The following is a 26085-nucleotide window of genomic DNA, read 5'->3' as shown; positions in this document are numbered from 1 at the left end:
TCAGTCGCATGGGTTGATCATCCTGTGGGCGGACGGCACAGCCGGAAGAGCGCCGGACGAGGCCACGATCAGGATCAGTACCGGCGCCTTGGATTGTGCGAACCGGACCGGGTGAACCGCCTGGGTGGAAGCCTGGGGGCGCGTACGACTTGAAGCGCATGCGCCCGTCCGCCCGCCGGCTGATCGACAATAGCCGCGCGACGGACGCCCGCAGGCGCCCGGGAACGGTTCACTCAAGGCATGAACAAGAACAAGACGGCCCGCTGGGCGGCCGCACTGGCCATTGGGGCGGCGGCCGCAACCGCCCTCACCGGTTGCGGTCTTTCCGAAGGCGTCAAGGAGAAGACGAACGGACACGTCAAGACCGTCTCCTATACGACGGCCACGGCCGGCAAGAGCGATCGACAGACCAAACTGCCGAGCTGGGTACCGGACCAGGCGCGCTCGGTCTCCGAGGCCATTCGCACCACCGGCTCGGAGCGCATACTTCGCTTCACCCTCGACGATCCCAAAGCGCTCACAGCCTGCCACCGAGCCGCCCCTTCCCGCACGCCGGCGACCCTCACCGCCTCGTGGTGGCCCAGTGGTCAGGAGTCCAAGACCAATACGCTCTGCACGACCGACTGGTACGTCCTGGAACAGGGGACCACGGTCTACGCCTACCGCCCTGAGATTCATCCTCAACGGCACAACTGATCGTGCGTCGCAGCAGCGATGTCGACACCCTTGCCGTCGCCGCCACTGTCGACCTGTCGGCCCGGCGGCTCACCCTCCGCGGGTCCGGCCACGAACTCGGAACCTGGACGGTCGCCGTGGGCGCGGCGAAGACGATCGGCGAGACCGCCGGAAGAACCGATGCCCGTCGCCCCGGATCGGGGCGACGGGCATCTTCGTCAGGTCATCCGCGTCAGAAGGCCTCTTCGGGGAGGTCCATCAGGTCGCCGGTGGTGGCCTCGGTGATCGCGCGCTCGGCGGCGAGCTTCGGCAGCTGGGTCGCGCAGAAGAACTGCGCGGCCGCGATCTTGCCGGTGTAGAACGCCTTGTCGGCCTCGGAGACCTCGCCGCTCAGCCTGGTGAGCGCGACCTCGGCCTGGCGGCAGAGCAGCCAGGCGATGACGACGTCGCCGAGGGCCATGAGGAGGCGGGTGGTGTTGAGGCCCACCTTGTAGATCTCCTCCGGGCGTTCCATCGAGCCGAGCGCCCAGCCGATCATCGGGTTGAGGATGCCCTGGGCGTCCTCGAGGGCCTTGCCGAGCAGCTCGCGCTCCTTCTTGAGCCGGCCGTTGCCCGCCTCGCTCTCCGCGAACTCCTTGATCTGCCCGGCGAGGTACTGCAGCGCCTCGCCGTTGTCCCGCAGGATCTTGCGGAAGAAGAAGTCCATGCCCTGGATCGCCGTGGTGCCCTCGTACAGAGAGTCGATCTTGGCGTCCCGGATGTACTGCTCGATCGGGTAGTCCTGCAGGAAGCCGGAGCCGCCGAGGGTCTGCAGCGACTGGGTCAGCACCTCGTACGCGCGCTCGGAACCGACGCCCTTGACGATGGGCAGCAGCAGGTCGTTGACCTTCTCGGCGAGCTTGTCCGGCTCGCCGGAGGCCTCGGCGAGCTGCGCCTTGTCCTGGTAGGTGGCGGTGTAGAGGACGAGCGCCCGCATGCCCTCGGCGTAGGCCTTCTGCAGCATGAGCAGGCGGCGTACGTCGGGGTGGTGGGTGATGGTGACGCGCGGCGCGGTCTTGTCGGCCATCTTGGTCAGGTCGGCGCCCTGGACGCGCTCCTTGGCGTACTCGAGCGCGTTGAGGTAGCCGGTGGACAGCGTCGAGATCGCCTTGGTGCCGACCATCATGCGGGCCTGCTCGATGATCATGAACATCTGCTTGATGCCCTCGTGGACGTCGCCCACGAGGTAGCCGATGGCCGGGTGCTTCTCGCCGAAGGTGAGCTCGCAGGTCGTGGAGACCTTCAGGCCCATCTTCTTCTCGACGTTGGTGACGTAGACGCCGTTGCGCTCGCCGAGCTCACCGGTCTCGGTGTCGACGAGGTACTTCGGCACGATGAACATCGACAGGCCCTTGGTGCCCGGCTTGGCGCCCTCGGGGCGGGCCAGCACGTAGTGCAGGATGTTGTCGGCCATGTCGTGCTCGGCGCTGGTGATGAAGCGCTTGACGCCCTCGATGTGCCAGGTGCCGTCGGGCTGCTGGATCGCCTTCGTACGGCCGGCACCGACGTCGGAGCCCGCGTCGGGCTCGGTCAGCACCATGGTGGAGCCCCAGTGCTTCTCGACGGCCATCTCGGCGAGCTTCTTCTGCTCGGGCGTGCCGATGCGCCACAGGAGCTGGGCGAAGCTCGGGCCGCTGGAGAACATCCAGATCGCCGGGTTCGCGCCGAGGATCAGCTCGGCGACGGCCCAGTGCAGGGTGCGCGGGGCGTTCATGCCGCCGAGCTCGGTCGGCAGCTCGAGGCGCCACCACTCGGCGTCGTTGAAGTAGGCCCGGAAGGACTTCTTGAAGCTCTCGGGCATCGTCACCGAGTGCGTCTCGGGGTCGAACACGGGCGGGTGCCGGTCCGCGTCCTCGAAGGACTCGGCGAGCACGCCGGTGGCGAGGCGGTTGACCTCGTCCAGGACGCTGCGCGCGGTGGCCTCGTCGACCTCGCCGAACGGCCCGGTGCCCAGGATCTCCTGACGGCCGAGGACCTCGAAGAGGTTGAACTCGATGTCACGCAGGTTGCTCTTGTAGTGGCCCATGAACACCCCGTTGCTCTCGGGCGGGCGGGTCGCACCCGGTTACGTACCAGTCAGTAACACGATGCTACCCGCGAGTAACTGAACAGACAACTGTGTACCGGAATATGGGCGTTCGACGGCGAAACGGATGATTGCAGCTTGCCCAGACCGCTCCGTCCCGTATGGCATCCGACGCACGCTTGATGATCACGAAGCCGTACGATGACCGTCTGTGGCCGATCGGTGGAGCGCCGTCCGCTCGCGGCGGGACGGAGAGCGACGGCTGCGGCTCACCCGCTCCGAGCGGCGGCTCTGGGACGCGTACCCGACGGGCACGCTCGTGTCGCTCGGCGACGAACTCCCGCCCAGGACCGACGCCCCGGACCGCACGATCCGGGCCGAGGTCATCTCCGCCCTCCTGCTCGGCGCGCGGGAGCCGGCGCCCGGGCACGTGCCCGCCGTACGCCTGCGCGGCGCGCGCGTCACCGGCGTGCTGAACGTCTCCGGCGGCGAGGTCGGCTGCGAGCTCCGCCTCGAACACTGCGTCCTCGAGGAACGCCCCGACTTCTCCAACGCCCGCGCCCGGCAGATGCGGCTGAGCGCCTGCGTGTTCCCCGGGTTCGACGGCGGCGGGCTGCAGGTGGACGGCTACCTCAGCCTGTCGGAGTCGCTGATCGAGGGCGAGGTACGGCTGACGCGGGCGGCCCTGTCCGGCGGATTCCGCATGAACAACGTGCGCCTGCGCAACCCCGGCGGGTACGCCCTGTACGCGGGCCTGCTCACGGTCGACGCCGGCGCGTACATCCGCAACTCCGACATCACCGGCGAGGTGCGCCTGACCGGCTCCCGTATGACGGGCGGCCTGTTCATGTACGGGACGACGGTGCGCGACGCCGCCTGCGCACTGGACGGCGACAACATGATCGTCCAGGACCGCATGGAGTGCAGCGCGGGCTTCACCGCCGAGGGCCCGGTGCGCCTGCGCGGCGCGCGGATCGACGGCACGCTCTCGTTCGACCAGGGCGCGATCCGCGCCGCCGGCCGGCGCGCCCTCCACCTGAGCCACGCCGACGTCAAGGAACTGATCCTCATCCCCCGCGAGCCGATCCAGGGCGAGGTCACGCTGGGGTACTCCCGCATCGACGTCATCCTCGACCGGCCCGACGTCTGGCCCGAACGGCTGCGACTCAACGGCCTCGTGTACGAGACGCTGCGCGGGGAGCCGGAGGAGGGCCAGCGGCTCGACTGGATCTCCCGTGACCCCCATGGGTTCCGCCCGCAGCCGTACGAGCAGCTCGCCGCCTGGCTGCGCCGGATCGGCCGGGACGACCTGGCCCGCAAATGCCAGCTGGCCAAGCAGCGGGCCCGGCGGCGGAGCCTCGGGCCGATCGGCCGGGCGTGGGGCGTCGTGCTCGACTGGACGGTCGGGTACGGCTACCGCCCCTGGATCGCCGCGGTGTGGCTGGCGGTGCTGGTCGCCGTCGGCACGGTGGTGTTCAGCATCGACCACCCGCACACGATCAAGCAGCCGGACGAGCGGCCGCACTTCCACGCGTTGATCTACACGCTCGACCTGATGCTGCCGATCGAGACGTTCGGGCAGCGCAGCGCGTGGGACCCGGTCGACTGGTCCCGCTGGCTCGCCTGGTCGCTGACCGGTACGGGCTGGATCCTCGCCACCGCGCTGATCTCCGGCGTCGCGCGGGTGCTGCGTCCCTCCTGAGCCGGGGGGAAGAATGAGGGGCGTGGGAACCTACCTGATCACCGGGGCCACCGGCGGCATCGGCTCGGCCGTCGCCGACCTGCTGTACGACGCCGGGCACTCGCTCATCCTCGTCGGGCGGTCGGCCGAACGGCTGAAGGAGACCGCCCTGCGGCTCGTCTCCCCGACCGCGCTGGCCGTCGAGCCGACGGCCCACCCGACGGGTGAGGATCGCGTGTCGACCCTGGAGCTGGACCTGTCCGACCCCCGGCGGATCGAGGCGGCCCTCGCCCGCGCCGACCTGCCGGCGCTGGACGGCGTCGTGCACAGTGCCGGCGTGGTCGAGCTGGGCACGGTCGCGGAGGCGCCGCCGGGCACGTGGGTCGAACAGCTCCTGGTGAACACGGCCGCTCCCGCCGAGCTGACCCGCCTCCTGCTGCCGCTGCTGCGCGTCGCCCACGGCCACGTCGTCTTCGTGAACTCGGGCTCGGGGCTGCGCGCCCGTGGCGGGTGGGCCGCGTACGCCGCCAGCAAGCACGCGCTGCGAGCCCTCGCCGACGCGCTCCGCGAGGAGGAGCCGGACATCCGGGTCACGTCGGTCTACCCCGGCCGCACGGCGAGCGAGATGCAGCGCAAGGTCCGCGACCAGGAGGGCGGAGAGTACGACCCGGCGGACTACATGTCGGCCCGTACGGTCGCCACGGTGATCGTGAACGCGCTGACGACCCCGGGCGACGCGAACGTCACCGACGTCAGCGTCCGCGGCTGACGCGGGTCGCGAGCAGGAGCCGGACGGCGAGCGGCAACGCCGCGCATGCGGCAGTCAGGCGACCGCGGGGCGCCGTGCGAGCAGGGGCTTCAGACGAGGGGTGGCAGCGCCGCGGGTCCGCTGCGGCGGCGGGTCAGCCCGGCGGCGAGCACGCCGCCGATCAGCCCGAACAGGTGCGCCTGCCACGAGATCCCCGGCTGCCCCGGCAGCGCACCGAAGATCATCGTGCCGTACACCAGGGCGATGGCGACGCCGAGGAGGATGTCCAGGATGCGGCGTTCGAAGAAGCCGCGCGCCAGCAGGTAGCCGAAGTAGCCGAAGATCAGTCCGCTCGCCCCCACGGTCACGGCGTTCGAGGCGGCCAGGAACCACACGCCGAGGCCGCTGACGACCATCACGATGAGGCTGACGACGAGGAAGCGGCCCAGGCCGCGCAGCGCCGTCAGGAACCCGAAGATCGCCAGCGGCACCGAGTTGGCCATGATGTGGTCGAGGCCGGCGTGCAGGAACGGCGCCGTGAAGATGTGCCACAGGGCGTGCACGTTGTGCGGCTGGATGCCGTACTCCTGGTTGAGATCACCGTTGTAGTTCACGACCTCCACCACCCAGCAGACGCCGAGCAGCACGACGGTGATGAACAACGCGCTGACCGCGCGCGCGGCGTGGTAGGTGATTCCGTCGCGCGGGGAGCGCTCGGTGATCGACGAGTCGGGCATAGCGCAACCGTACGTCCCGGACGGTCGGGGTGAAATAAGAACGCCGCCTGCCGTACGGCTCGATACCGGGCGGCCGTACGGCTCAGTATCGGCCGCCGTGCGGCTCAGTGGCGCTCGCCGCACGGCTCAGTGCCGGGCGGCCGTACGGGTCAGTGCCAGGCGGGCGCGGCGGGCAGGGGCCTCAGGCGGAGGTAGCGGCGCTCGTCGGGGGTGGTTCCGCCCCAGATGCCGGCCGACTCGCCCGCGCGCAGCGCCCAGGCGAGGCAGTCCGAGGACACGGGACAGCGCGCGCACACCTGCTTGGCCTCGTCCACCTGGTCCAGGGCCGGACCGGCGGTGCTGACCGGGAAGAACAGTTCGGGATCGGCGCTTCGGCAGGCCGCGAGATCCGTCCAGTGTTCGATCATTACGATGCCTCCAGGTCGAACAAGGCCGCCAGGGCCTCGGGGCGCGCCTCGGCGCGTCTCCGGACCGGCAGCAGCCGATCGATGATCTGCCGGAGCGACGTCTCGACGACGCCGAGGTGGTCCTCCGCGAGCGAGGGGACTCGGCGGGCCAGCCGGGTGAGCTCGTCCGCGACCAGCTCCTGGCAGTGGCGGTCCAGGAGCCGGGCGGGAGCCTGCATCGTCGACGGTGCGGTCACGCCGCCTCCTGTAGCGCTATTGACGAATCGTAGTACTACCAAAGGTAGTACTACGACGAGTCGTGTCAATTCTGGCTAAAGTTTTGGACCGTGCCGAACGATGTGATCTTCCGCAGCGCCACCAGGAACGACGTGCCGGCGATCGTCGCGCTCCTCGCCGACGACGCGATCGGCGCCGGCCGCGAGGGCGACATCGACGCATACTGGGCCGCCTTCGCCGACATCGACGCCGACCCGCGCAACCACCTGATCGTGGCCGACGTGGACGGCGACGTCGCCGGCACGCTGCAACTGACCTTCATCCCCGGCCTCAGCCGCAAGGGCACCGAGCGCGCCCAGATCGAGGCGGTCCGCGTCGGCAGCGCCCACCGGGGCCGCGGTCTCGGCCACCAGATGATCGAATGGGCGATCGGCGAGGCGCGGCGGCGCGGCTGCGGCCTCGTCCAGCTGACCTCCGACAAGCGCCGCGGAGACGCCATCCGCTTCTACGAATCCCTCGGTTTCGAAGCGACCCACGAGGGGATGAAGCTGCCGCTGTAGTGGCCTTCGGTAAACCTTGATCGACCTGCGGGCGTCCTTACTGCGAACTCACCTCGGATGTGCGGGAAGCGGTTAGCCGGGCGTTTACCCGAGTGTTGGTTCCATGTCCGGACACGTAGGCAGGACGAAGGGATCCCCCCAGCGATGGTCGCACTCGCCGCGTCGGCACGTCTCGACGCAGACGACGTCCTGCGTATCCGCTGGGCCGAGCCGCCGGCCGACGGGACCACCCTCACGCTCCGCCGGGACGGTGCCGCGCACACGATCGACCTCGACGGCGAGGCCGCCGACCTGTCGCGACTGGACCTGACCCCCGGCACCTGGTCGGTGCACGCGGCCGACGCCGAGGTCATCACCACGGACCCGGGCTTCTCACTCGACGGCCTCGCGGAGTACGCCCGCCGCCCTCGCGGCCGGGCGCTGCGGACCTTCCGCGCCCCCTCGGGCGGGCTGCGCGTCAGCGTACGGCCGGTCGAGCCGTACGCCGAGGTCACCGCCGTTCACCCGGGCGAGGAGCGCCTGGCTCTCGAAGGGTTCCTCGCGTACGGCGCGACGCCCGCCGACGCCGAGATCGTCGCCACCCGGCGCAAGACGGCGCAGCAGGTGCCGGGCACGGTGAGCCTCACCGGCGACCACTGGCACGCCGAACTCCCGAACGCCCCCTTCGCGGCGGAGACCGAGCGCGGCTTCTGGGACCTGCGCCTCGGCGGGCTGATCGTCGCGACCTGGCTCGACGACATCCCGGACAAGAAGAACAAGGTCCGGTTCCCGGCGCGGCACGTGCAACGGGACACCGACCGCGTCCGCGTCCGCGCCTACTACACCGACAAGGACCACCTCGCGATCGCCACCACGGTCGTCCCGAACGCGGAGGCGGAGGCGGCGTGAAGATCTCCATCCTCATCATGAACGCGTACGGCATGGGCGGCACGATCCGTGCGACGTTCAACCTGGCGGACGAGCTCTCCCGGCGCCACGAGGTCGAGATCGTCAGCGTCTTCCAGCACAAGGGCAGGCCGTTCTTCCCGCTCTCCGACCGGGTGAGGCTGTCCAGCCTGGTCGACCTGCGGCCGGAGGCACGGAAATGGTGGAAGTTCGGCGTCGCCTCCCGGCTCAAGAAGCCCAGCACGCTGCTGCACCCGGAGGAGCGCGCGTACGACAACTTCAGCGCCGAGAGCGACCGGGCGCTGACGCGGTACCTCTCCGAGCTGCGGACCGACGTCCTGATCACCACCCGCGCCGGGCTGAACATCGCCGCCGCGCGCCTGGCCCGCGACGGCGTCACGCTCATCGGCCAGGAGCACCTGCACTTCGGCGCGCACAAGCCCGGCATCCTCGCCGAGATCCGCGACTCGTACCAGAAGCTCGACGCGATCGTCACGCTGACCGACGCGGACCACGCCGAGTACGCGCGGATGCTCGACGGCGCCCCGACCCGGGTCTACACGATCGGCAACGGCCTGCCCGCGGGTCCGCGCCCGCAGTCCCGGCTGGACAACCGCGTCGTCATCGCCGCCGGCCGGCTGGTCAGGGTCAAGGGGTACGACCGGCTGCTCGACGCGTTCGCCAAGGTCGTCGAGAAGCGCCCCGACTGGAGACTGCGCATCTACGGCCAGGGAACACAGGCCGAAAAGCTGAGCCGGCGGGCCCGCCGGCTGGGCCTGCACAACAACGTGGCGTTCATGGGGCCGACGAACGACATCGAGGGCGAGCTGGCCAAGGCGTCCATCCACGTCATCACCTCGCGGTTCGAGGGGTTCGGCATGACGATCGTGGAGGCGTTCGCCGCCGGGGTGCCGGTGGTGTCCTTCGACTGCCCGCAGGGTCCTCGCGAGATCATCACGTCCGGCGAGAACGGCGTGCTGGTGCCCGATGGCGACATCGACGCGTTCGCCGACGCCCTGCTGGCCCTCATGGACGATCCGGAGAAGATGCGGCGGCTCGCCGACAACGGCCGGCGGACGGCGACGCGCTACGACATCTCCGAGGTCGCGGACCGCTGGGACGAGATGCTCGCCGGCCTCCACCGGACCGGGGCCGCGTAGCTCTTCCCTCGGTCAAGCGTGTTCCCGTTTTAGGCCGGGAGCCCTTCGTCGCCGCCACGACACGCTGAATCATCTGCGTCATCATCGGCGAGTATTCGAGGGGAAACGCCATGATCGACAACGAACTCTTCGGCGGAGCCGAACCCGTATGGCGCGTGACGGTCGCCGCCGAGCTGTACCGGATCGAGGAGCACTGCTCGCACTCGGCGCGCGCCCAGGCCGAGACGGTGAAGATCTGGCGGGTCCTCAACCTGTGGCTCGGGTCCACCGCCGTCCTCGCCGCCGGGGTGGCCGGCAGCCTGGTCCTCGCCGGCGACCGCTTCCCCCTGGTCGCGGGCGGGCTGGCGCTGGCCGCCGCGCTCCTCGCCACGGTCGTCAGCATGGTCGCGCCCGGCCGCAAGGAGAACCAGGCGGCCGAGGCGGCCAAGGCCTACCGGTCGGTGGAGACGGCCGCGCGGCAGGCCCGCGAGGTCGACCTGCCGGGCCACGCCTTCATGCAGGCGCGGCAGGTCCTCGACGAGCTGACCGCCCGCTGGCACGCGGTGATCCGCAACGCCCCTCCCGCCCCCGCCTGGGCGCAGCACCGCGCCGAGCGCAACCGGTACGTCGAGCGGGCCGAAGAGGTCATGACCGAGCGCATGAGCGACATCGTCCGCGTGTTCCAGACCCCGCGGCGGGCGGCCGACCAGCCCGCCTGAGCATGGTCGAACGGCGTGTCCGGACCGGCGTGAGCATGGTCGAACGGCGTGTCCGGACCGGCCCGTCCCGGCACCGTATCCGCTGGCCGGAGCGGTGATTCGTGAAAGGTGATCGAACGGCGCGTCGAAACGTTGACGGTCTCGACGCGCCGGGGTGAGCGTCGTCCTCGATCGGCGAGCGACCTCTGGCTGGCCGGCGGCGCCTCCGGTTCGACGTACGGCCTGTGGCACTCGACCGACTCCGGGGCGACGTTCACGAAGCTCTCGAACGTCCAGGAGGCGGACAACGTCGGCTTCGGCAAGGCCGCGACCGGCAAGACCTACCCGGCGCTGTACGTCATCGCCAAGGTCGGCGGCGTCCGCGGCGTCTTCCGGTCCGACGACTCCGGCGCCACCTGGGTGCGGATCAACGACGACGCCCACCAGTGGGGCAACATCGGCGCCGCCATCACCGGCGACCCCCGCGTCTACGGTCGCGTCTCCGTCGGCACCAACGGCCGCGGCGTGATCTACGGCGACCGCACCGGCGGGTAGCGAGCCGCTCGCCGAGGATCGCCGGTGTCGCACACCCGGCGGTCCCCGGCGAGCACGGATCTCCTGCGGGAAGGCCGTCATCGGCGATCGCGCCCGTAGGGGTCAGACCGTGCGCAGCGCCTCGGTCGGTGCCATGCGCGAGGCGCGGAGGGCCGGGAGCAGGCCGGCGAGGGCGCCGATCAGGATCGCGGAGCCGATGCCGCCCGTCCACGCCTCCGTGGGGACCACGATCGCCCAGTGCTTCGACGTGGCGTAGACGGCCGTGGCGAGGACACCGGCCGCCACCCCGACCGCGCCCCCGATGAACGCCAGCACGATCGCCTCGGACAGGAACTGGCTGCGGATCTGTCCTCTGGTCGCGCCGAGCGCGCGGCGCAGGCCGATCTCGGAGCGGCGTTCGAGCACCGAAATGATCATGATGTTGGCCACTCCGACCGCGCCGACGATCAACGCGACGACGCCGAGCCCCAGGAACAGACTGTTGAACGCCCCGCTCGCGGCGGCGCGGGCGGTGAGCGCGTCGGAGGGCCGGCTGACGTCGACCTCGTTCGGCGACTCGGGATCGGCCGTCTGGGCCAGCACCTCGTGCACCGCGTTGACCTGATCCGTCCGGCACCGGACGTAGAGGGTGCTCGGCGGTCCCTGCGTCACCGTGCCGTGAACGATGCTCGTGTAGTTCAGATAGCGCTGCGCGGCCGGATAACCGACCAGGGCGCTGGTGTCGATCTCCGGTGCCAGCACCGCCGGCCGGAGGATCCCGGCGACGTAGAACCACTGGCCGCCGAGCCAGACGCGCTGCCCCGGGCGGACCCTGTCGATCCCGAGCCGCTGCGCGGCGACCGCGCCGAGCACCACGACGGGCTTCGTCGCGGTCGCGGAGTTCAGCCAGCGGCCCTGGGTGACGCCGGTGGCGACCACCGGCAGCAGGTTCAGACCGGCAGCCCTGACCTTCAGCGCGTTGGTGCTGACCGGGGGGATCAGCGGACTGCGGTACACGTTCGCCGTCGCGAGGGTGGCGGTGTCGGCCACCTGCGCGACGGCCCGCAGCCGCGAGATCCTGGCGGCCGCCTCGGGCGGCAACTGGGCGGCGTCCCCGCTGAAGCTCTGCCCGCTGTCGGCGGTGAGCAGGTTGGTGCCGAGACGATCGATCTCATCGAGCAGGCCGGCCTGGGACGACGACGAGAGCCCCAGCACCGCGACGATCGCGGCCGTACCGATCGCGATCCCGAGTGCCGACAGCGCCGACCGCAGCCGCCGGGCCCGCAACCCGACGCTCGCCACCCGCGCCCGATCGCCCGGCCGCAGCCGGGCGGGGACGAGCGTCGTCATGATCGGCCCTCCTGCTCCGCCCCGACGGGCACGCGCGCACCGGTACTCTCCCCTGCCCGATCGCCGGGCCGGTGATCAGGGTCATGGGCGCTGTCCGAAACGATCCGCCCGTCGCGTACGTGCACCTGCCGGGGCAGGCCGGCGGCCAGCTCGGCGTCGTGCGTGATCACGACGATCGTCGCGCCTTCGGCGTTGAGCTCGTGCAGCAGCTCGATGATCGAGGCGCCGGTGACGCTGTCGAGGTTGCCGGTCGGCTCGTCGGCGAGCACGATCGCCGGCCGGCCGACGAGCGCCCGCGCGATCGCCACGCGCTGACGCTGCCCGCCCGACATCTGGGTCGGCCGGGCGTCCGCCCGGTCGGCCAGGCCGACGCGTTCCAGCGCCGCCAGGGCGCGCCGCCGCCGCTCGCGGACCTCGACGCCGGCGTACAGCAGCCCGTCGGCGACATTGTCCAGCACGGTCGAGTACTCGGCCAGGAAGAACTGCTGGAAGACGAAGCCGATGCTGCGGGCCCGCAGCGCCGACAGGCCGCGGTCGTCGAGACGGTCGATGTCGACGCCGTCGATCCGGACCGTGCCCCCGGTGGGCCGCTCCAGCGTCCCCATGACGTGCAGCAGTGTCGTCTTGCCCGATCCGGACGGCCCGACGATCGCCACGAGTTCGCCCTTCCGGACGCCGAAGGTCACGCCCCGGAGCGCCAGGACGGGCGACCGGTCTCCGTAGACCTTGGTCACCGCCGCCAACTCCAGGGCCCGCGCGGGGCGCTCGCCCTCGGGCGCCCGGCCGCCGGCCGCGACCGCCCGTACGTCCCGGGCGGCCCGCGCCGTCCGTACGGTCTCCTGCTCCGTCCGGGCCGTACGGTCGGCTCGCTTCGCTCGCGTCAGCCTCATGTCGCGGGCACCACCACTCGGTCGCCCGGGGCCAGGTTCCCCGACACCTGCACCAGGCCGTCGGCGTTGTCGAAGAGCCCCAGGGTGACCGGTACGACGCTGTGCGCGCCCCGCGCGTCGACCTTCTCCACCGAGTACCCGCCGCCGGACCGGCCGATCAGCGCCGTGACCGGCACGATCAGCGCGTCCTTGACGCCGCCGGTCGTGATCTGCACGCGGACGGGTGCCTGATCGAGGCGGCCGGCGTCCTTCGGGTGCGTGAGCGTGACATACACCGGGACCGTCGCGCCGGACGAGTCCTTCTGATCGGAGGAGGAGGTCGCGACCGCGCCGATGCGGCCGACCTTCCCCGAGGTCGTACGGTTGTCCGGCAGGGTCACCTCCACCTTGTCCCCGACCCTGACCTGGGACTGCTGTGACGCGTCCAGGTTCACGGTCACCTGGCGGTCGGTCGAGGTCGCCTGCGCGACCGGCTCCCCCGGCCGCGCGTTCGCGCCGAGCCGCGCCGTCGCCTTCGTGATTCGGAGCGGGCCGGGCAGGAATGCGGCGGACCCCAGCGTCAGCGACCCGGTCTCCTCCGCGCCGATGTCGTCCTGCAGCTTCTCGAGCGCCGTGGCGGTCGCCGAGCCGAAGTACTTCGAGTCCGGGTCCAGGTCCGAGTCGTCGGCGTAGCCGAGCTTCACCAGGTTGCGGTTGAGCTCCCGCACGTCCTTGCCGCTGTCGCCCTCGGACAGGTCGCGGTAGGCGGGCCACGTACCGCACAGCAGCGGCACCGGCGTGCCGCCTACCCAGTAGAGGACCTTCCCGCACGTGATCTCGTCGCCCGCGCGCGGCACCCACGTATAGACGCCGTTCAGGTGATTGACGACCGAGTACGGCGTCCCGTCGGCCCGTGCGACGTACGAGAGGGTGCCGCTCTGGTCGACCTGTGACGACAGTGGACCCCGCTGAACGGACGCGAGGGACTCGGCGCCGGTCGCCGGCATGGGCGTCCTCTTCCGGGCGTCGAACGGGTCGGCGGTGACGACCACGATGCCCGCCGCGACCGCCAGGACGACGATGGCCCCGCCCATGCGCGCGAACCGGCGTCGCCGCCTGCTCCGCCCGGGCGTTCCGGCGTCGGGATTCTCCGCCGTACCGGTGGAGGGTTCCGCCTCCCGCCCGGAGGTGCGATCGGGCACGGCGGCGTCGGAGCGCGTCCGGTCCCGCCCGGGTTCGTCATCGGGCGGGGGCGCGTCGTCGGGGAGCGCCGTGTCCGGCTCGGGGACGCGCGTGCTCCCGGACCGCTCCACGCTCACTGAAGGCCGCCGGGCAGCAGTTTCTGGCAGGTCTTCTGGGCCGCCTTGAACTGCGGCGCGTCGGGATCGACCCCTTGCCCCTTCGCAATGATCATCTTTCCGCCCTCCGGGTCCGGGAAGTTCGGAACTCCGTTCTTGCGCATGCACGCGGCGAACTTCAGCATCGCGGCGTTGCCCTGGCCGTTGTCCGCGGTGCCGCTCGGCGCGTACGCCTTGCACTTCTGGTCGGCGCCCTTGAACTGCGGCGAGTCGGGGTTCAGGTCACTGCCCGGCCCGGCCTTGATCTGGATCTTGCCGCCCTGCGGGTCGGGAAAGTCGGGTACGCCGTTCTTGCGCATGCACTCGGCGTACTTGACCGCCTTCCCCGAGTCCGCGCCCTTCCCGGCGCCCCCGCCGGAGCCGGGAAGGGCGGAGCTCGAGGCGCCGGCGGAGCCGCCGGAACCGCCCCCGCAGGCCGTGAGGGCCAGCCCGGTGATCAGGAGCACCGCGGCGAGCGGCCGGCCGCGTCGCGTCCGTCGCGGCGCGGTCGGGATGGTGCGCATGCCGGCTGTGTCGTCCATGTCTCGGCCTCTCTGCGATTTCGACGCCACCGGACCGTCGTGGCCCGGCAGCCGTTCGTTGCGAGGCCAGTTGTACGGATCGGCCGGTCACAGCACGGTGCGAGCCGCTGTGACCGGCCTGTGACCGCTCGTCGGGCATCCTGACGGCATGGACCAGACCGCCCTGACCGGGCCGCGAGGCGTACGCGGATGAGAGTGCTGGTGGTGGAGGATCAGGTCGAACTCGCGGACTCCGTGGCGCGGGTGCTGCGCCGCGAGGGAATGGCGGTCGACGTGTCCTACGACGGGCAGGACGCCCTCGACCGCACGTCGCTGACCGACTACGACGTCGTCGTGCTCGACCGGGACCTGCCCGAGGTCCACGGTGACGAGGTGTGCGCCGCCCTGACCGCGAAGGGGCCGCACACCCGGATCCTGATGCTGACCGCGTCGGGCACGATCGCGGACCGGGTGGAGGGGCTCAGCCTCGGCGCCGACGACTACCTGCCCAAGCCGTTCGCGTACGCGGAGCTGATCGCGCGGGTCCGCGCGCTCGCCCGGCGCGCGCAGCCGGCCCTGCCGCCGGTCCTCGCGCGCGGCGACGTACGGCTCGACCCCGCGCAGCGGACCGCCTTCCGCGCGGGCGCACGCCTGGCGCTCAGTCCCAAGGAGTTCGCGGTGCTGGAGTACCTGCTCGGCGCGCGGGGCCGGGTCGTGCCCGCCGAGGAACTGCTCGAACGGGTCTGGGACGAGGCGACCGACCCGTTCACCACGACCGTCAAGGCGACGATCAACCGCCTGCGGTCGAAGCTCGGCTCCCCACCCGTGATCGAGACCGTCCCCCGCGGCGGTTACCGGATCTGAGGGCCCCATGCGCACGCTGCCCCGTCCCCGGGTCCCGGCCGGTCTGCGGCCGCGCACCGTACGCCTGCGGCTCACCGCCCTGTACGGCGTGCTGTTCGCCGTCTCCGGCGCCATCCTGCTCGCGATCACCTACCTGCTCGTCCGGCACGCCACGGGACCTCGGCGGGTCATTTACCGGACCGGTCAGGTCGGGCCGGTCACCTCGGGTGGCGGGGTCTTCACGAAACAGCCCGTTCCGCCCGACCTGCAGCGCCTCACCTCGCAGCTGGACGCCGAGGTGGCCCGGCAGCACGCGGCTCAGATGCACGCCCTGCTGGTCCAGTCCGGCATCGCACTGACGATCATGGTGGTGGTGTCGGTCGTGCTGGGCTGGCTGGTCGCCGGACGGGTGCTGCGCCCGCTGCGGACGATGACCTCCACGATCCGGCGGATCTCCGCGCGCAACGTGCACGAACGGCTGGCCGTCGAAGGTCCCCGGGACGAGCTCAAGGACCTGGGCGACACCGTCGACGGCCTCCTCGGCCGGCTGGAGACGGCACTGGGCGCGCACAAGCGCTTCGTCGCCAACGCCGCGCACGAGCTGCGCACCCCGCTCACCCTGGAGCACGCGCTGCTGGAGGAGACGCTCACCGACCGCGCGGCCACGCTCGCCGACTTCCGGGCGACGTCGGAGCGCGTGCTCGCCATCAGCGAGCAGCAGGAACGCCTCTTGGAAGCGCTCCTCACCCTGGCGACGGGCGAACGGGGGCTGGACCGCCGCGAACGCTTCGACCTGTGCGAGCTCACCGGTCAGGCGCTGCTCGGCCCCCGGCCGCAGGTCGACCGGCTCGGACTCCGGATCGAGGCGCGGACCCTTCCCGCACCGGCCGCCGGCGATCCGGCCCTGGCCGAGCGCCTCGTGGCGAACCTCCTCGACAACGCGGTCCGCTACAACGTTCCCGGCGGCCGCGTGGAGGTCGGTACGGCGACCGAGGCCGGGCGCGCGGTCCTGTCCGTGCGCAACACCGGGCCGGTGATCCCGCCGGGCCGGGTGGCGGACCTGTTCGAGCCGTTCCAGCGCCTCGCCGGCCGCACCGCCCGCGACGACGGGGGCCACGGACTGGGCCTGTCGATCGTCCGCGCCATCGCCGCCGCCCACGACGCCACCGTCACGGCACGCGCCCGCCCGGAAGGCGGCCTGGACGTCGAGGTCCGGTTCCCCTGAGCGCCCTGTGCTTTCCGGAACATCGCTTTACCCGGGCGGGGTGTGGCTGACGGCCGTACGGACGATCCCGCTGGGTTGAGTGGCGAACATGAAAACGATCATCACCGCGGCGGCGGTGACGACGCTCACCGCCGCCATCTCCTGGCCGCCGACGGCGACGGCGTTCACCGCCGCCGTCTCCTCACCGGCGGCAACCCACGACGCGGCCTCGGCCGCGGCGTCGCCGACGCCCTACCTCGACCGGATCGAGAGGGCGGTCCGGCACGTGTCGCCGGGTCTGGAACACCAGGTTTGGGAACGCAGCAGCGGCAACCGGCTGGACGACTCGGCGGGGGACTGGCTGCTGCAGACACCCCAGTGCTGGGGACACGATCCCTGCCCGCCCGCCGACCGGGCGGGCACCAAGCGGCTCCTGAACAAGATCACGAGCAATATCGGCGAGGCGACCAGCACCGTCGACATCACCTCGCTCGGCTGCCCGGAGAAGCTGGTCCTGCCGCTGCCCTCGCCCTGCCGTACGTTCCCGGACGGCTACTTCCGCGACGCCATCGTCGCCGGGCTGAAGAAGGCGGCCGAGAAGCACAGGATCACCTTCAGGATGCTGCTGGGCGCGCCGGTCCTGCCCGCCACGGTGAACGGCGACGACTGGATCGACGCCGCGAAGAAGACCATCGGCGCCTCGGCCCGCAACATCACGTTCAACGTGGCGACGATGACCACCTCGTACTCGGGAACGCCGGGCGTCCCGATCGGCGGCTACACGCCTTCCTGGAACCACTCCAAGCTGTTCGTGGTCGACGGGAGGACCGTCATCACCGGCGGCGTCAACACCTACACCAACAACTACGTCCAGACCCCCAAGCCCGTCACCGACATGATGATGGCCATCCGGGGCCCCGCGGCCGCGTCGGCGACCGGCTACGTCAACCGGCTCTGGGACTGGACCTGCGCCCACCGCAACAAGTGGAACTGGGCGGCCACCACCGGATCGTGGGTGTACCCGTCGAGCGGAGGCTGCATCTCGACCCTGCACCCGCCCACCGCCGCGAAGGCCGGCGACCTCGACATGCTGGAGGTCGGCGGGCTCGGCGTCGGCATCCAGTCCAAGGACGGCTCCTCCACCTACAGGCTGCCCGACCTCAAGCAGCCCGACGACGCCAAGTGCGACCTGAGCTTCGCCGACAAGGACGTGGTCAACCGCGACCGGGACTACCAGACCGTCAACCCGGAGGAGACCGCGTTGCGGGAGATGGTGGCCACCGCGACCACGTCGATCGTGTTCTCGCAGCAGGACCTGTACGGCTGGTGCGCGAGCATCGGCGGCCCCATCAAGGCCGTCCAGCCGCTGGCGGACCTGCGGCTCCTCGACAACGTCGCCAGGAAGATGATCCACGGCGTCAAGGTCCGGATCGTCATCTCCACGCCCGGCAACGAGGACGCCTACTCCACCATGAAGAACATGCGGCAGTTCTCGGACCTGCTGCGCAAGCGGATCGCGCTGCAGGCGGGCGGCGACAAGAAGGCCGATCAGGTCATGCAGGACACCCTCCAGTACGCCTCGCTGCGCAGCAGCGACAAGCCCCGCTGGGAGGGCAAGGAGAAGAACGACGAGGGCAAGGTCATCGACTGCGACGACCCGAAGGAGGCCTGCACCTACGCCCAGCACACCAAGCTGATCGAGGTCGACGACCGCGTCTTCTATCTAGGGTCCAAGAACGCCTACCCGGCCTTCCTGCAGGACGACGGCTACTTCATCGAGGACCCGGCGGCGGTCGCGCACCTGAGGAAGGAGTTCCTCGACCCCCAGTGGAAGTACTCGAAGGCCGACGCGACCTTCGACTGGGAAAGGTTCCTGCCTCCCACCGTCGTCTCCATCGCCACCGACCGCGCCAAGGGCGCGTCGAAGGTGAAGGTGACCGTGAAGGCCGTCACCCACTCCGGTGACTCCTTCCTGGTCGCCTACGGCAACAAGGTGGAGTGCAAGGACGCGAACTCGGGTGACCGGTGCTCCTTCGACGAGGCCCCGTCGATCGTCGGCAAGAAGATCGACATCGTCGACCGGAAGACCCTGCGCTGGACCCGGAAGGAGGTCCCGCACTGGTAGCCCCGCCCTCGCCAAGGCGACCACGCGCCTTCCTCCGCTCGATCGACGGGCGGAAGGAGGCGCGTTCTCATTGCGGCAGCCTTCGTTCGAGGTCCTGGAGGAGGGACTTCACGTCGGGCGATCGGCGTGCATGCGGGGCCAGTTCGCGGCCAAGGCGCTGGAGGAGGCCGACGCTGCGCGCCGAGGTGACGCCGGGCAGCCGGTCGACGGCACGGCGCGCCGCGCCCACGGCCTGGTCCAGGTCGCCTGCCTGGGCATGGGCCACGCCGAGCCACGCGCCATGCCGGAACGCCGACCGCTGTGGCTCGCCGGACGGATCGGTATCCGCCCGGCTGCGGAGCAACCCTTGGGCCTCCGCCAGCAGACGGCTCCGGTGCGTGGGCATCCGCCGGGCCAGGACGACCATGCCTCGGCCGGCGATGGCATCGAGTTCGGCCCGGGTGACGTAACCCGCCCAATTCGGAGCGGCCTCTCCATGATCCTTCGCGCGTTCGAGCAGGTTCAGCGTCTGCTCCCGCAATCGCTGGAAGGTCGCCAGATCCCCGGCGGCCGCACTGGCGAGACCGCTGCGTGCGGCGATGAGCGCCCGCACCGTCGACGGAGCCCGCGAGGCGGCCTCCTGCGCGGCAGTGGCGAGCTGCAGCGCGTCCCCCACTTCGCCGATCTCCATCGCCTGATTGCTCATCAGGCCCAGGATGCTCGCGGCCAGCGCGCGGTCACCGGCGGCGTGCGCCGCGCGAAGACCGGTCAGGTACCAGCGCTGTGCCTCGCCGTCTCGAGCGGAGTCGAACGCCATGAACCCGGAGGTCTGGGCGAGTTGGCCAAGGGCGAAGGTAAGCCGCCGACCGGTTCGCGCGTCGTACCGGGACCGCCGTAGTAACCGCGACACGCATGCGAACTGGTCGGCCACGAAGGCGGCACCCGCGGCACCGTGCCGCTCGTCCAGACGACGGCATCGCGCGACGATGTCATCGACGAGTTCGAGCATCGGCGCGGTGACGCGATCCCCCTCCCGCGCGGCCGAGGTGAGGACCGGGACCGGTGCTTCGGACCACTGCCACGCGTGGCGTATCAGTGTCGTACCGGAGACCACCATGAATGTCCGCCGGGTCAGCATCGGACGCGACCACTCCTCCAGGAGACGCAGCAATCCGCCCGCATCCCAGGGTAGATCGAAGCGGTGGTCGGCGGGCAAGAGCAGCGAAGTGCGCGATGCCCCGCGAGGCCATACCTGGTCGAACGTCAGATCACGTCCAGTGGCTTCGGCGAGAAGCCACACAACGACCTCGGGCACCGGCGCATGAGGGACCTCGCCGCGATTCAGCCAGCGATAGGGGGTCTTTTGGTGGATTTGGCGATTTTCCCGGTGGATTGCCGATATGGCCGCATTGACACGGCGCGCAAGGCTTTCCGGACGCCATCCGGCTTCTTCGAGTAGGTCCTTCAGCTTTTCATTCGGCACGCCGGGCCTGCCGCTGCTCTCGCTGGTGACGGCCGTCATGAGGTCCACCTAGGGGAGAGTGCCATCGGGGGGATGGTGCAGTGATAACTCTAACCACGGTGTTAGGCGAGAACCCGAAGCACACCGAACACACCGATCCGCAGATGTCCGCACCTGCCGCGCCGGATCCAAGCCCATTTCTCGGTACCCGATGTCGATCGTGGAAAGCGTCGATTCCGCACCGAGAAGGGAGTCAGGTGGACAGCGAGCAGAAGATCCGCGCACTGATCGATCTGTGCCAGGCACTCGCTGGATCCGGACTGCATGTCGGTTTGAGCGACGCCCGGCCGGCCATGTCGGTCCGCGCCTCTCTTACCGGGGACAGGATCTGGATCGGCATCGAGGACGACGCCTTCGTATGGCGTCGCAGCGAAAAGGTGCGTTATGCGGTGGGCGATCCGGCGGGAGCGGCCGCCGAGATCACGGCGTATCTCGGCGGGCGACTCGAAGTGCCGGACGATCGTCCGTGAGCGTCGATGTACTGGCCGTCCTGAGCCGGAGGGTCCCGGGGACACCGATCTGGTTCGGCGCGTACACCAGATCCTGGTGGGCCCTGATACCGCCGCCGGTCGGATGGCGGCTGATCGAGGCGCTGGACCCCGAGGAACTGACCCGCGCGATCATCAATGCCCGTTCATGGCCCTGGCCCGCCGGTGCGTTGCCGCCCAGGTGAGCGGTACCCATCACCGCCTGCTTCACCGTCTCTGTGGCCACCTTTCCGCCACGGTGGACGAGCATTGTCTTACTCGTCGCTTTCTTCCGTCGATACCGGCGGCAGGGATCGCGAGGCTCACGGTGAGGGCAGCGAGCGTTTCGTACGGCGCGGTGCTGGGGGTGCGTCTTCGCGAGGGACCGTCCGTGTAGTGAGGCTGGGTCGACCGTGAAAGCGGCGGCGGTGGCGCGGGGTGGTACGGCCGAGAAAATCCTCGGCGCCGCAGGTCCCATCGGTGGCGTCAGCTCAGGTCCGTTTCCCAAAGTCGGGGCGTCTTGGCCGACTCCCCGCGTACGACGGCGATGACTGGCGCGCCGGCCTCTCCGCGATCATGCGTGCGCTGCGGCGGCACCTGCTCGCCCACCGGGACTCGGGCCGGCTGCTCTCCGGACGGTTCGCCGCCGGTCGCGGCCGGCTGCGTACGATCGAGGTCGTCCTCGGGGCGCTGCGCGGTGCCGGGCTCTCCGACCGCGACACCGCCTACGCGCTGTACCTCCTGACGACGTTCCTGATCGGCTTCGTCGGCGGTGAGCAGGCCCCGCTGTCCGCCGCGGTCGCCGCGGGCCGGACTCCCCGCTCGTACCTCGACGACCTGCGACCGGCTCGCCGCGCTGCCCGCCGACGAGTTCCCGCACACCGTCGCGCTGGCCGGCGACCTCACCGCCCCGGACCTCGACACCCGGTTCGAGTTCGCGCTGGACCGCCTGCTCGACGGCATCGCCGCCCTCCCGCGGTCCTGAGAAGGTGTCGCCCGGGGGCCTCGGTCCTCCGCACGCGAGGCCCCCGGGGACAGTCGGTGGGCCCTCAGCCGCAGGTCGTGCCGTTGAGGGTGAACGAGACCGGCGCCGCGTTGGAGCCGCTGTAGGTGAAGTTCGCGCCGATCGAGGTCGACGCGCCGGCGGCCAGGCTGCCGTTCCAGCTCGCGTTGGTGACGGTCACGGTGTTGCCGGACTGCGACCAGGTGCCGCTCCAGCCCTGAGAGAGCTGCTGGTTGCCGGGGTAGGAGAACTTCAGCGTCCAGCCGTTGATCGCCGAGCTCCCGTTGGTGATCGTGATGTTCGCGGTGAAGCCGCTGCCCCAGTCGTTGGCCGCGTAGGTGACCTTGCAGCTGCCGGGCGTCGGCGTGGGGGTCGGGGTCGGCGTCGGGGTGCCGCCGTCACCCGTGCCGCCGAGCGCGGTGCTGATCGCGCCGTAGATCTGCGGCTTCTTCTGCAGGTTCTGGTCCCAGGGCAGGGCCGAGCCCTCACCGCTGAAGGTGCCGGGGATCCAGGAGTACTTGTCGGTGTAGTCCCAGATCGTGATGCCGACACAGCGGGTCACCGCGAGGCAGGCGTTCACGACGTTCGTGTAGTACTGGGCCTGGGTGTTGACCTTGCTGGTGTCGGCGGGCAGCTGCATCCGCACGTCGAGCTCGGTGACGGCGACGTCCACGCCGAGGTCGGCGAAGCGCTGCATGTTCTGCTGCATGTTCGTCGGGAAGCCGTACTGGATCGCCAGGTGGCTCTCGAAGCCGACGCCGTCGATCGGCACGCCCTGCTGCTTGAGCGACTTGACGAGGTTGTACATCCCGTCGCTCTTCGCGCCGAGGCCCTCGATGTTGTAGTCGTTCAGGTAGAGCTTGGCGTTCGGGTCGGCGGCGTGCGCCGTACGGAGCGCGTCGGCGATGTAGCCGCTGCCCATCGCGTTGGAGAAGGCGTCGGAGCGGAGCGTGCCGTCCTCGTTGAACGGCTCGTTCACCACGTCCCAGGCGTAGAGCTGGCCCTTGTAGTGGGTCACCTCCGTGGTGATGTGGTTCTCCATCGCGGCCTGGACCTGGTTGCTCGGAAGGCTCGACACCCAGTTCGGGAGCTGCTGGTGCCAGACCAGGTTGTGGCCGCGCACGATCATGTTGTGGCTCTTGGCGAAGGAGACGATCTGGTCGCCTCCGCTGAAGTTGAACGATCCCCTCGAAGGCTCGGTGGTGTCCCACTTCATCGAGTTGCCCGGGGTGGTCGCCCCGAACTCACCGCCGCCCAGGATCGCCGTGTAGGCGCTGTCGGACAGTTCGGAGTTGTCGGTCGCCGAACCGAAGTACTTGCCCTTGGCCTTGGCGAGCTGGTCGAGCGTTGACGCGGCGGACGCCGGGCGCATCACCACGGCGGTGAGCGCCAGGAGCGCGCCGAGTGCCAGCGCCAGGACGGCCGCGAGTCTCGGCCGGAATGGCGAGGACATGCTGGGTTCCTCCAGAGGGGTGTGCGGGAGAAGTGCCGTGCCCAGGACGAGGCGCGGGGGAGAGCGAGGCTCCCCCGCGCCTCGTCGGTCCGGTCATGGACTGGTACGGGTGGAGGCCGGCGCGTTCGCCGCGCCGGGCCGGTGGGTCAGGGGCTCGTGCAGGAGAGCATGTCCGCGCCCGGCGAGCCGTTCGCGACGAATCCGAAGGTGGTCGACGCGCCGCCGTTCACCGTTCGATTCCAGTCCGCGTTACGGACCGTGACCATGTCTCCGCTTTGAGTGAACGTTCCGTTCCACACGCTGTTGATGGTCTGGCCGCTGGCCGGCATCCAGCTCACGGTCCAGCCGTTGAGGGGCGTGGTACCGGGGTTGCTCACCGTCATCTCGCCCTGGAAGCCGCCCGTCCAGCTACTGGTGGTCTTGTACGTCGCGGTGCACGGCGTCGAGGTGGGCGGCGGTGTGGTGCCGCCACCGCCGGTGCCGACGCCGGTGACCTCACCGTTGCCGCCGTCGAAGACCACGTCGGAGCAGCCGTAGAACGTCTCGGTGCTGTCCGAGCGCGACCAGACGGAGTAGATGATGTGGCGGCCGGTCTTGTTCGCCGGGAGGTTGCCGGACCAGTAGTAGTAGCCGTCGACGCTGCCGACCGGGCCGGTGTCCGCCGGATGGTCGGCGACGAGGAACGGATTGGTCTCGAGCTCGTCCCAGGTCAGCGGCTTGGACGGGTCCCAGCCGTCCTTGGTGACGTACAGGTAGAACGAGCCGGGGTGCGCCGCCCACTTGTTGTAGCGGAAGTTGAAGTTCGCGCCGCTCGTCAGGTGCGTGACCGGCCAGTCAGTACCGGGCAGGTTGAAGCCGGTGAAGTTCGGGTTCCCGCCGCTGCACAGCTGCCCGTCGGGGACGAACCCCCGCGTACGGCCGGCGCCGTCGGACCGGAGCACGGAGAACCAGTTGTAGAGCGAGTTGGTCCCGCTCTGGGCGACGGCGGCCGCGCACGCCGGGTTCTGCGGTTTGATCTCTCCAGTGGAGGTGAGGCCGTCCTTCCAGCACAGGAACGTACGGCTGCCCGGCTGCATGAACGCTCCGTGGGCCCACGCCGGGGTGGTTCCCGTGAAGACGCTCAGCCCCATGATCAACACCATTCCGAGGGCCGCGGCGAGCGCGCTTCTCCGTCGCTTTCTCACGACACCGTTTCCCTTCGATCTGCCCGCGAGCCGGCCTGCGGACCGCGGGGAGTTCGGGCGCGGTGGGAGCGCGTTCCCAGGATCGGTTCCCGGGTCTCGGAGGGTCAACGACGGCCGCGAGGACGTCCGGCCTCGGCGCGGTGACCTGCGACGACGCGCCCTGCCGGGCGACCGGCCGTGAAAGCAGGTGAAAGCGGGCTCGCCGTTCAGCGCCCGAGGACGAGGACCAGCGACGCCGCCGCCAGCGCGAAGTAGCCGCCGGGAAAGGCGATGTTGTGGAAGACCCGGGCGCGGACGTGGGCGAAGAGCGCCCCGGCGAAGAACAGGACGAGTCCCACGGCGGCGGCGACGCCGACGAGCCGGATCCCCAGGAGCCCGAGGAGGAGCCCGGCCGCGCCGGCGCCCTTGAGCACGGCGAGCATCGGCAGCCACGCCTGCGGGACGCCGACCTCGGCCGAGTTGGCGAGGACGAACCCGGCGCGCGCGACGTCCGCGACGGCGATGCCGGCGGTGGCCAGGATCGTGACGACGGTGACGGCGACGTAAGCGGCGAACACCCCGATGCCCCCGTTCAGCCGAAGAGGCGGTGGTCGCCGAGGACGTCGAGCGGCCGGGGTACCGGCGCGGGCCCCACGGCGCAGCGCGCGACGACCTCCTGCAGCCGCCGCGCCGCCTCGATGCCGGGCAGCGGGTTCTCGACGCCTTCGGCCAGTTCCAGCAGGGCGACGAACTCGGTGCCGTGGGCGGCGCGCAGGTAGGCGTACCGGACCCCGTCCGGCTGCCGCTCCCGCACGGCCGCGAACACCTTGTCGATCGCGGTGGCGACCTCGGCCGCGTCCTCCTCGGCGACCTCGTACCGGACCATCAGCACGGGCATGGGACCTCCTCGTCCTCCATTCGGCGGGCCGGTGCCCGCCGCCGGCACAAGGCTCGCCGAGCACGCGGCCAGGCGTCCAATACCTGCGTCTATAACCTGGTGGCATGGATGTGGACCTCCGGCTCCTGCGCTACTTCGCCGCCGTCGCGGAGGAGGGCAACCTCACTCACGCCGCCGAGCGGCTGTACGTCTCCCAGCCGGCGCTGACCAAGCAGATCAAGCGGCTGGAGACCCTCCTCGGGATGACACTGTTCGTACGGTCCCGCGACGGCATGGCCCTCACCGAACCCGGCCGGGCGCTGGCGGCCCGGGTCCCCGCCCTGCTGACCGACTGGGACCGCGTGCTCGGGGAGACCAGGGAGGCGGCGCGCCGGGCGGACCGCGTGCTGCGGGTCGGCTTCCTGGCCAGCGCCGCGAACGAGGCGACGCCGCGCATCATCGCCGCGTTCGCCGGCCGCCGGCCGGGATGGCGGGTCGACATGCGGCAGGCCGCCTGGTCGGATCCGACGGCCGGGCTCGCGGACGCGGAGGTGGACGTGGCGCTGCTGCGCCTGCCCTTCCCCGGGCAGGAGGCCCTCCGGACGGAGGTGCTGTTCAGCGAACCCCGCTGCGTCGCGGTACCCAGCGGCCACCGGCTGGCCGAGCGCGGCCGGGTCTCCATCACCGACCTGCGGGACGAACCGTTCGTCGCGGCCCCGGCCGACACCGGTCGATGGCGCGACTACTGGCTGGCCGTCGACGAGCGCGGCGGTGCGCCGCCGCCGGTCGGCGCGGTCACCGACCAGCCCGACGACTGGCTCAGCGCGATCGCCAACGGCTACGGCGTCGCCCTCGCTCCGGAGTCCGCCGCCCGCTTCTACGCCCGCCCCGGCGTCACGTACCTGCCCGTCACCGGCGTCTCCCCGAGCGAGGTCGGCGTCGCCTGGACGCCGGCCGCCGACGCCGACCCCGTGGTCCAGGACTTCGTCCGCTGCTGCCTGGAGACGCGGAACCCGGCCTGATCGGC

28 protein-coding genes and 1 pseudogene are annotated in these 26085 nt (G+C 70.8%); 16 read left to right on the top strand and 13 right to left on the bottom strand.

What is annotated here, in order from left to right:
- The first annotated feature begins 240 nt into the window (after positions 1-240).
- Positions 241-696, top strand: coding sequence for a hypothetical protein (locus tag NE234_RS29695; protein WP_252783993.1), 456 nt, complete (start codon positions 241-243; stop codon positions 694-696).
- A 211-nt stretch (positions 697-907) separates the two neighbouring features.
- On the opposite strand, the gene NE234_RS29690 is transcribed toward NE234_RS29695, so the two are convergent.
- On the bottom strand, positions 908-2740 hold the full coding sequence (locus NE234_RS29690) for an acyl-CoA dehydrogenase (RefSeq protein ID WP_252783992.1): 1833 nt from the start codon (positions 2738-2740) through the stop codon (positions 908-910).
- Positions 2741-2951: 211 nt separating this feature from the next.
- Here NE234_RS29690 and NE234_RS29685 point away from each other — a divergent pair, with 211 nt between their 5' ends.
- Both NE234_RS29685 and NE234_RS29680 read left to right on the top strand, forming a co-directional pair.
- Positions 2952-4442, top strand: a complete 1491-nt coding sequence (locus NE234_RS29685) for a hypothetical protein (protein WP_252783991.1) — start codon at positions 2952-2954, stop codon at positions 4440-4442.
- Positions 4443-4455: 13 nt separating this feature from the next.
- Positions 4456-5190: an SDR family oxidoreductase gene (locus tag NE234_RS29680; protein WP_252783989.1), complete on the top strand. Its 735-nt coding sequence runs from the start codon at positions 4456-4458 to the stop codon at positions 5188-5190.
- A gap of 89 nt (positions 5191-5279) precedes the next feature.
- On the opposite strand, the gene NE234_RS29675 is transcribed toward NE234_RS29680, so the two are convergent.
- From NE234_RS29675 to NE234_RS29665, 3 genes are all read right to left on the bottom strand, one after another.
- Positions 5280-5906, bottom strand: coding sequence for a rhomboid family intramembrane serine protease (locus NE234_RS29675; protein ID WP_252783988.1), 627 nt, complete (start codon positions 5904-5906; stop codon positions 5280-5282).
- A 149-nt stretch (positions 5907-6055) separates the two neighbouring features.
- A complete protein-coding gene (locus NE234_RS29670) occupies positions 6056-6313 on the bottom strand; it encodes a WhiB family transcriptional regulator (RefSeq protein ID WP_252783987.1) in 258 nt (85 codons plus the stop codon).
- Positions 6313-6549 (bottom strand): hypothetical protein, encoded by a 237-nt coding sequence (locus NE234_RS29665; protein ID WP_252783985.1) that lies wholly within the window; start codon positions 6547-6549, stop codon positions 6313-6315. Before NE234_RS29665 ends, NE234_RS29670 begins: the two co-directional genes overlap by 1 nt.
- Positions 6550-6639: 90 nt before the next feature.
- Here NE234_RS29665 and NE234_RS29660 point away from each other — a divergent pair, with 90 nt between their 5' ends.
- From NE234_RS29660 to NE234_RS29640, 5 genes are all read left to right on the top strand, one after another.
- Complete coding sequence (locus NE234_RS29660; protein ID WP_252783984.1) at positions 6640-7089, top strand: GNAT family N-acetyltransferase; 450 nt, start codon at positions 6640-6642, stop codon at positions 7087-7089.
- Between the two features lie 144 nt (positions 7090-7233).
- Entirely contained in the window at positions 7234-7977 is a 744-nt protein-coding gene (locus NE234_RS29655; protein ID WP_252783983.1) for a hypothetical protein, read from the top strand.
- Entirely contained in the window at positions 7974-9134 is a 1161-nt protein-coding gene (locus NE234_RS45510) for a glycosyltransferase family 4 protein (RefSeq protein ID WP_252783982.1), read from the top strand. Before NE234_RS29655 ends, NE234_RS45510 begins: the two co-directional genes overlap by 4 nt.
- A gap of 110 nt (positions 9135-9244) precedes the next feature.
- The gene (locus NE234_RS29645) at positions 9245-9832 is read left to right on the top strand and encodes an SLATT domain-containing protein (RefSeq protein ID WP_252783981.1); all 588 of its coding nucleotides are present in this window, start codon (positions 9245-9247) and stop codon (positions 9830-9832) included.
- Between the two features lie 108 nt (positions 9833-9940).
- Entirely contained in the window at positions 9941-10366 is a 426-nt protein-coding gene (locus NE234_RS29640) for a beta propeller repeat protein (RefSeq protein WP_308206943.1), read from the top strand.
- Between the two features lie 102 nt (positions 10367-10468).
- On the opposite strand, the gene NE234_RS29635 is transcribed toward NE234_RS29640, so the two are convergent.
- Genes NE234_RS29635 through NE234_RS29620 form a run of 4 tightly spaced genes read right to left on the bottom strand, consistent with a single transcriptional unit; the run spans position 10469 to position 14443 of the window.
- The gene (locus NE234_RS29635) at positions 10469-11695 is read right to left on the bottom strand and encodes an ABC transporter permease (protein ID WP_252783980.1); all 1227 of its coding nucleotides are present in this window, start codon (positions 11693-11695) and stop codon (positions 10469-10471) included.
- The gene (locus NE234_RS29630) at positions 11692-12585 is read right to left on the bottom strand and encodes an ABC transporter ATP-binding protein (RefSeq protein ID WP_308206942.1); all 894 of its coding nucleotides are present in this window, start codon (positions 12583-12585) and stop codon (positions 11692-11694) included. The genes NE234_RS29635 and NE234_RS29630 overlap by 4 nt, the downstream gene beginning before the upstream one ends.
- Positions 12582-13883 (bottom strand): peptidoglycan-binding protein, encoded by a 1302-nt coding sequence (locus NE234_RS29625; protein WP_252783979.1) that lies wholly within the window; start codon positions 13881-13883, stop codon positions 12582-12584. Before NE234_RS29625 ends, NE234_RS29630 begins: the two co-directional genes overlap by 4 nt.
- Positions 13880-14443 carry a hypothetical protein gene (locus NE234_RS29620; protein WP_252783978.1) on the bottom strand — a complete coding sequence of 188 codons (564 nt, stop codon included), beginning with the start codon at positions 14441-14443 and terminating at the stop codon, positions 13880-13882. The genes NE234_RS29625 and NE234_RS29620 overlap by 4 nt, the downstream gene beginning before the upstream one ends.
- 189 nt (positions 14444-14632) lie before the next feature.
- Here NE234_RS29620 and NE234_RS29615 point away from each other — a divergent pair, with 189 nt between their 5' ends.
- From NE234_RS29615 to NE234_RS29605, 3 genes are all read left to right on the top strand, one after another.
- Positions 14633-15286 carry a response regulator transcription factor gene (locus NE234_RS29615; RefSeq protein ID WP_252783977.1) on the top strand — a complete coding sequence of 218 codons (654 nt, stop codon included), beginning with the start codon at positions 14633-14635 and terminating at the stop codon, positions 15284-15286.
- 7 nt (positions 15287-15293) lie between these two features.
- Positions 15294-16490, top strand: a complete 1197-nt coding sequence (locus NE234_RS29610) for a sensor histidine kinase (RefSeq protein WP_252783976.1) — start codon at positions 15294-15296, stop codon at positions 16488-16490.
- 88 nt (positions 16491-16578) lie between these two features.
- On the top strand, positions 16579-18594 hold the full coding sequence (locus tag NE234_RS29605) for a phospholipase D-like domain-containing protein (RefSeq protein ID WP_252783975.1): 2016 nt from the start codon (positions 16579-16581) through the stop codon (positions 18592-18594).
- Positions 18595-18661: 67 nt separating this feature from the next.
- On the opposite strand, the gene NE234_RS29600 is transcribed toward NE234_RS29605, so the two are convergent.
- Complete coding sequence (locus tag NE234_RS29600) at positions 18662-20095, bottom strand: hypothetical protein (protein WP_252783974.1); 1434 nt, start codon at positions 20093-20095, stop codon at positions 18662-18664.
- Between the two features lie 197 nt (positions 20096-20292).
- Here NE234_RS29600 and NE234_RS29595 point away from each other — a divergent pair, with 197 nt between their 5' ends.
- From NE234_RS29595 to NE234_RS29585, 4 genes and pseudogenes are all read left to right on the top strand, one after another.
- Positions 20293-20565, top strand: a complete 273-nt coding sequence (locus NE234_RS29595) for a hypothetical protein (RefSeq protein ID WP_252783973.1) — start codon at positions 20293-20295, stop codon at positions 20563-20565.
- Complete coding sequence (locus NE234_RS29590; protein WP_252783972.1) at positions 20562-20768, top strand: hypothetical protein; 207 nt, start codon at positions 20562-20564, stop codon at positions 20766-20768. The genes NE234_RS29595 and NE234_RS29590 overlap by 4 nt, the downstream gene beginning before the upstream one ends.
- Positions 20769-21138: 370 nt before the next feature.
- Positions 21139-21294: pseudogene (locus NE234_RS46100) on the top strand (TetR/AcrR family transcriptional regulator C-terminal domain-containing protein); the annotation flags it as partial.
- 40 nt (positions 21295-21334) lie between these two features.
- Positions 21335-21547 carry a TetR/AcrR family transcriptional regulator C-terminal domain-containing protein gene (locus NE234_RS29585; protein ID WP_252783971.1) on the top strand — a complete coding sequence of 71 codons (213 nt, stop codon included), beginning with the start codon at positions 21335-21337 and terminating at the stop codon, positions 21545-21547.
- A gap of 64 nt (positions 21548-21611) precedes the next feature.
- On the opposite strand, the gene NE234_RS29580 is transcribed toward NE234_RS29585, so the two are convergent.
- From NE234_RS29580 to NE234_RS29565, 4 genes are all read right to left on the bottom strand, one after another.
- Positions 21612-23018 (bottom strand): endo-1,4-beta-xylanase, encoded by a 1407-nt coding sequence (locus tag NE234_RS29580; RefSeq protein ID WP_252783970.1) that lies wholly within the window; start codon positions 23016-23018, stop codon positions 21612-21614.
- Between the two features lie 146 nt (positions 23019-23164).
- Complete coding sequence (locus tag NE234_RS29575; protein WP_252783969.1) at positions 23165-24148, bottom strand: lytic polysaccharide monooxygenase auxiliary activity family 9 protein; 984 nt, start codon at positions 24146-24148, stop codon at positions 23165-23167.
- Positions 24149-24408: 260 nt separating this feature from the next.
- Positions 24409-24759, bottom strand: coding sequence for a DoxX family protein (locus tag NE234_RS29570; protein ID WP_252783968.1), 351 nt, complete (start codon positions 24757-24759; stop codon positions 24409-24411).
- Between the two features lie 14 nt (positions 24760-24773).
- Positions 24774-25079 carry a hypothetical protein gene (locus NE234_RS29565; RefSeq protein WP_252783967.1) on the bottom strand — a complete coding sequence of 102 codons (306 nt, stop codon included), beginning with the start codon at positions 25077-25079 and terminating at the stop codon, positions 24774-24776.
- Positions 25080-25183: 104 nt separating this feature from the next.
- On the opposite strand from NE234_RS29565, the gene NE234_RS29560 reads away from it, so the two are divergent.
- Positions 25184-26080, top strand: a complete 897-nt coding sequence (locus tag NE234_RS29560; protein WP_252783966.1) for a LysR family transcriptional regulator — start codon at positions 25184-25186, stop codon at positions 26078-26080.
- Positions 26081-26085: the final 5 nt, after the last annotated feature.

This window comes from Actinoallomurus rhizosphaericola, from assembly GCF_024055675.1.
GTDB classification, from domain to species: Bacteria; Actinomycetota; Actinomycetes; order Streptosporangiales; family Streptosporangiaceae; genus Actinoallomurus; species Actinoallomurus soli.
The sequence above is the reverse complement of the archived record's forward strand: the minus strand, read 5'-3'. Positions and strand labels throughout refer to the sequence as shown.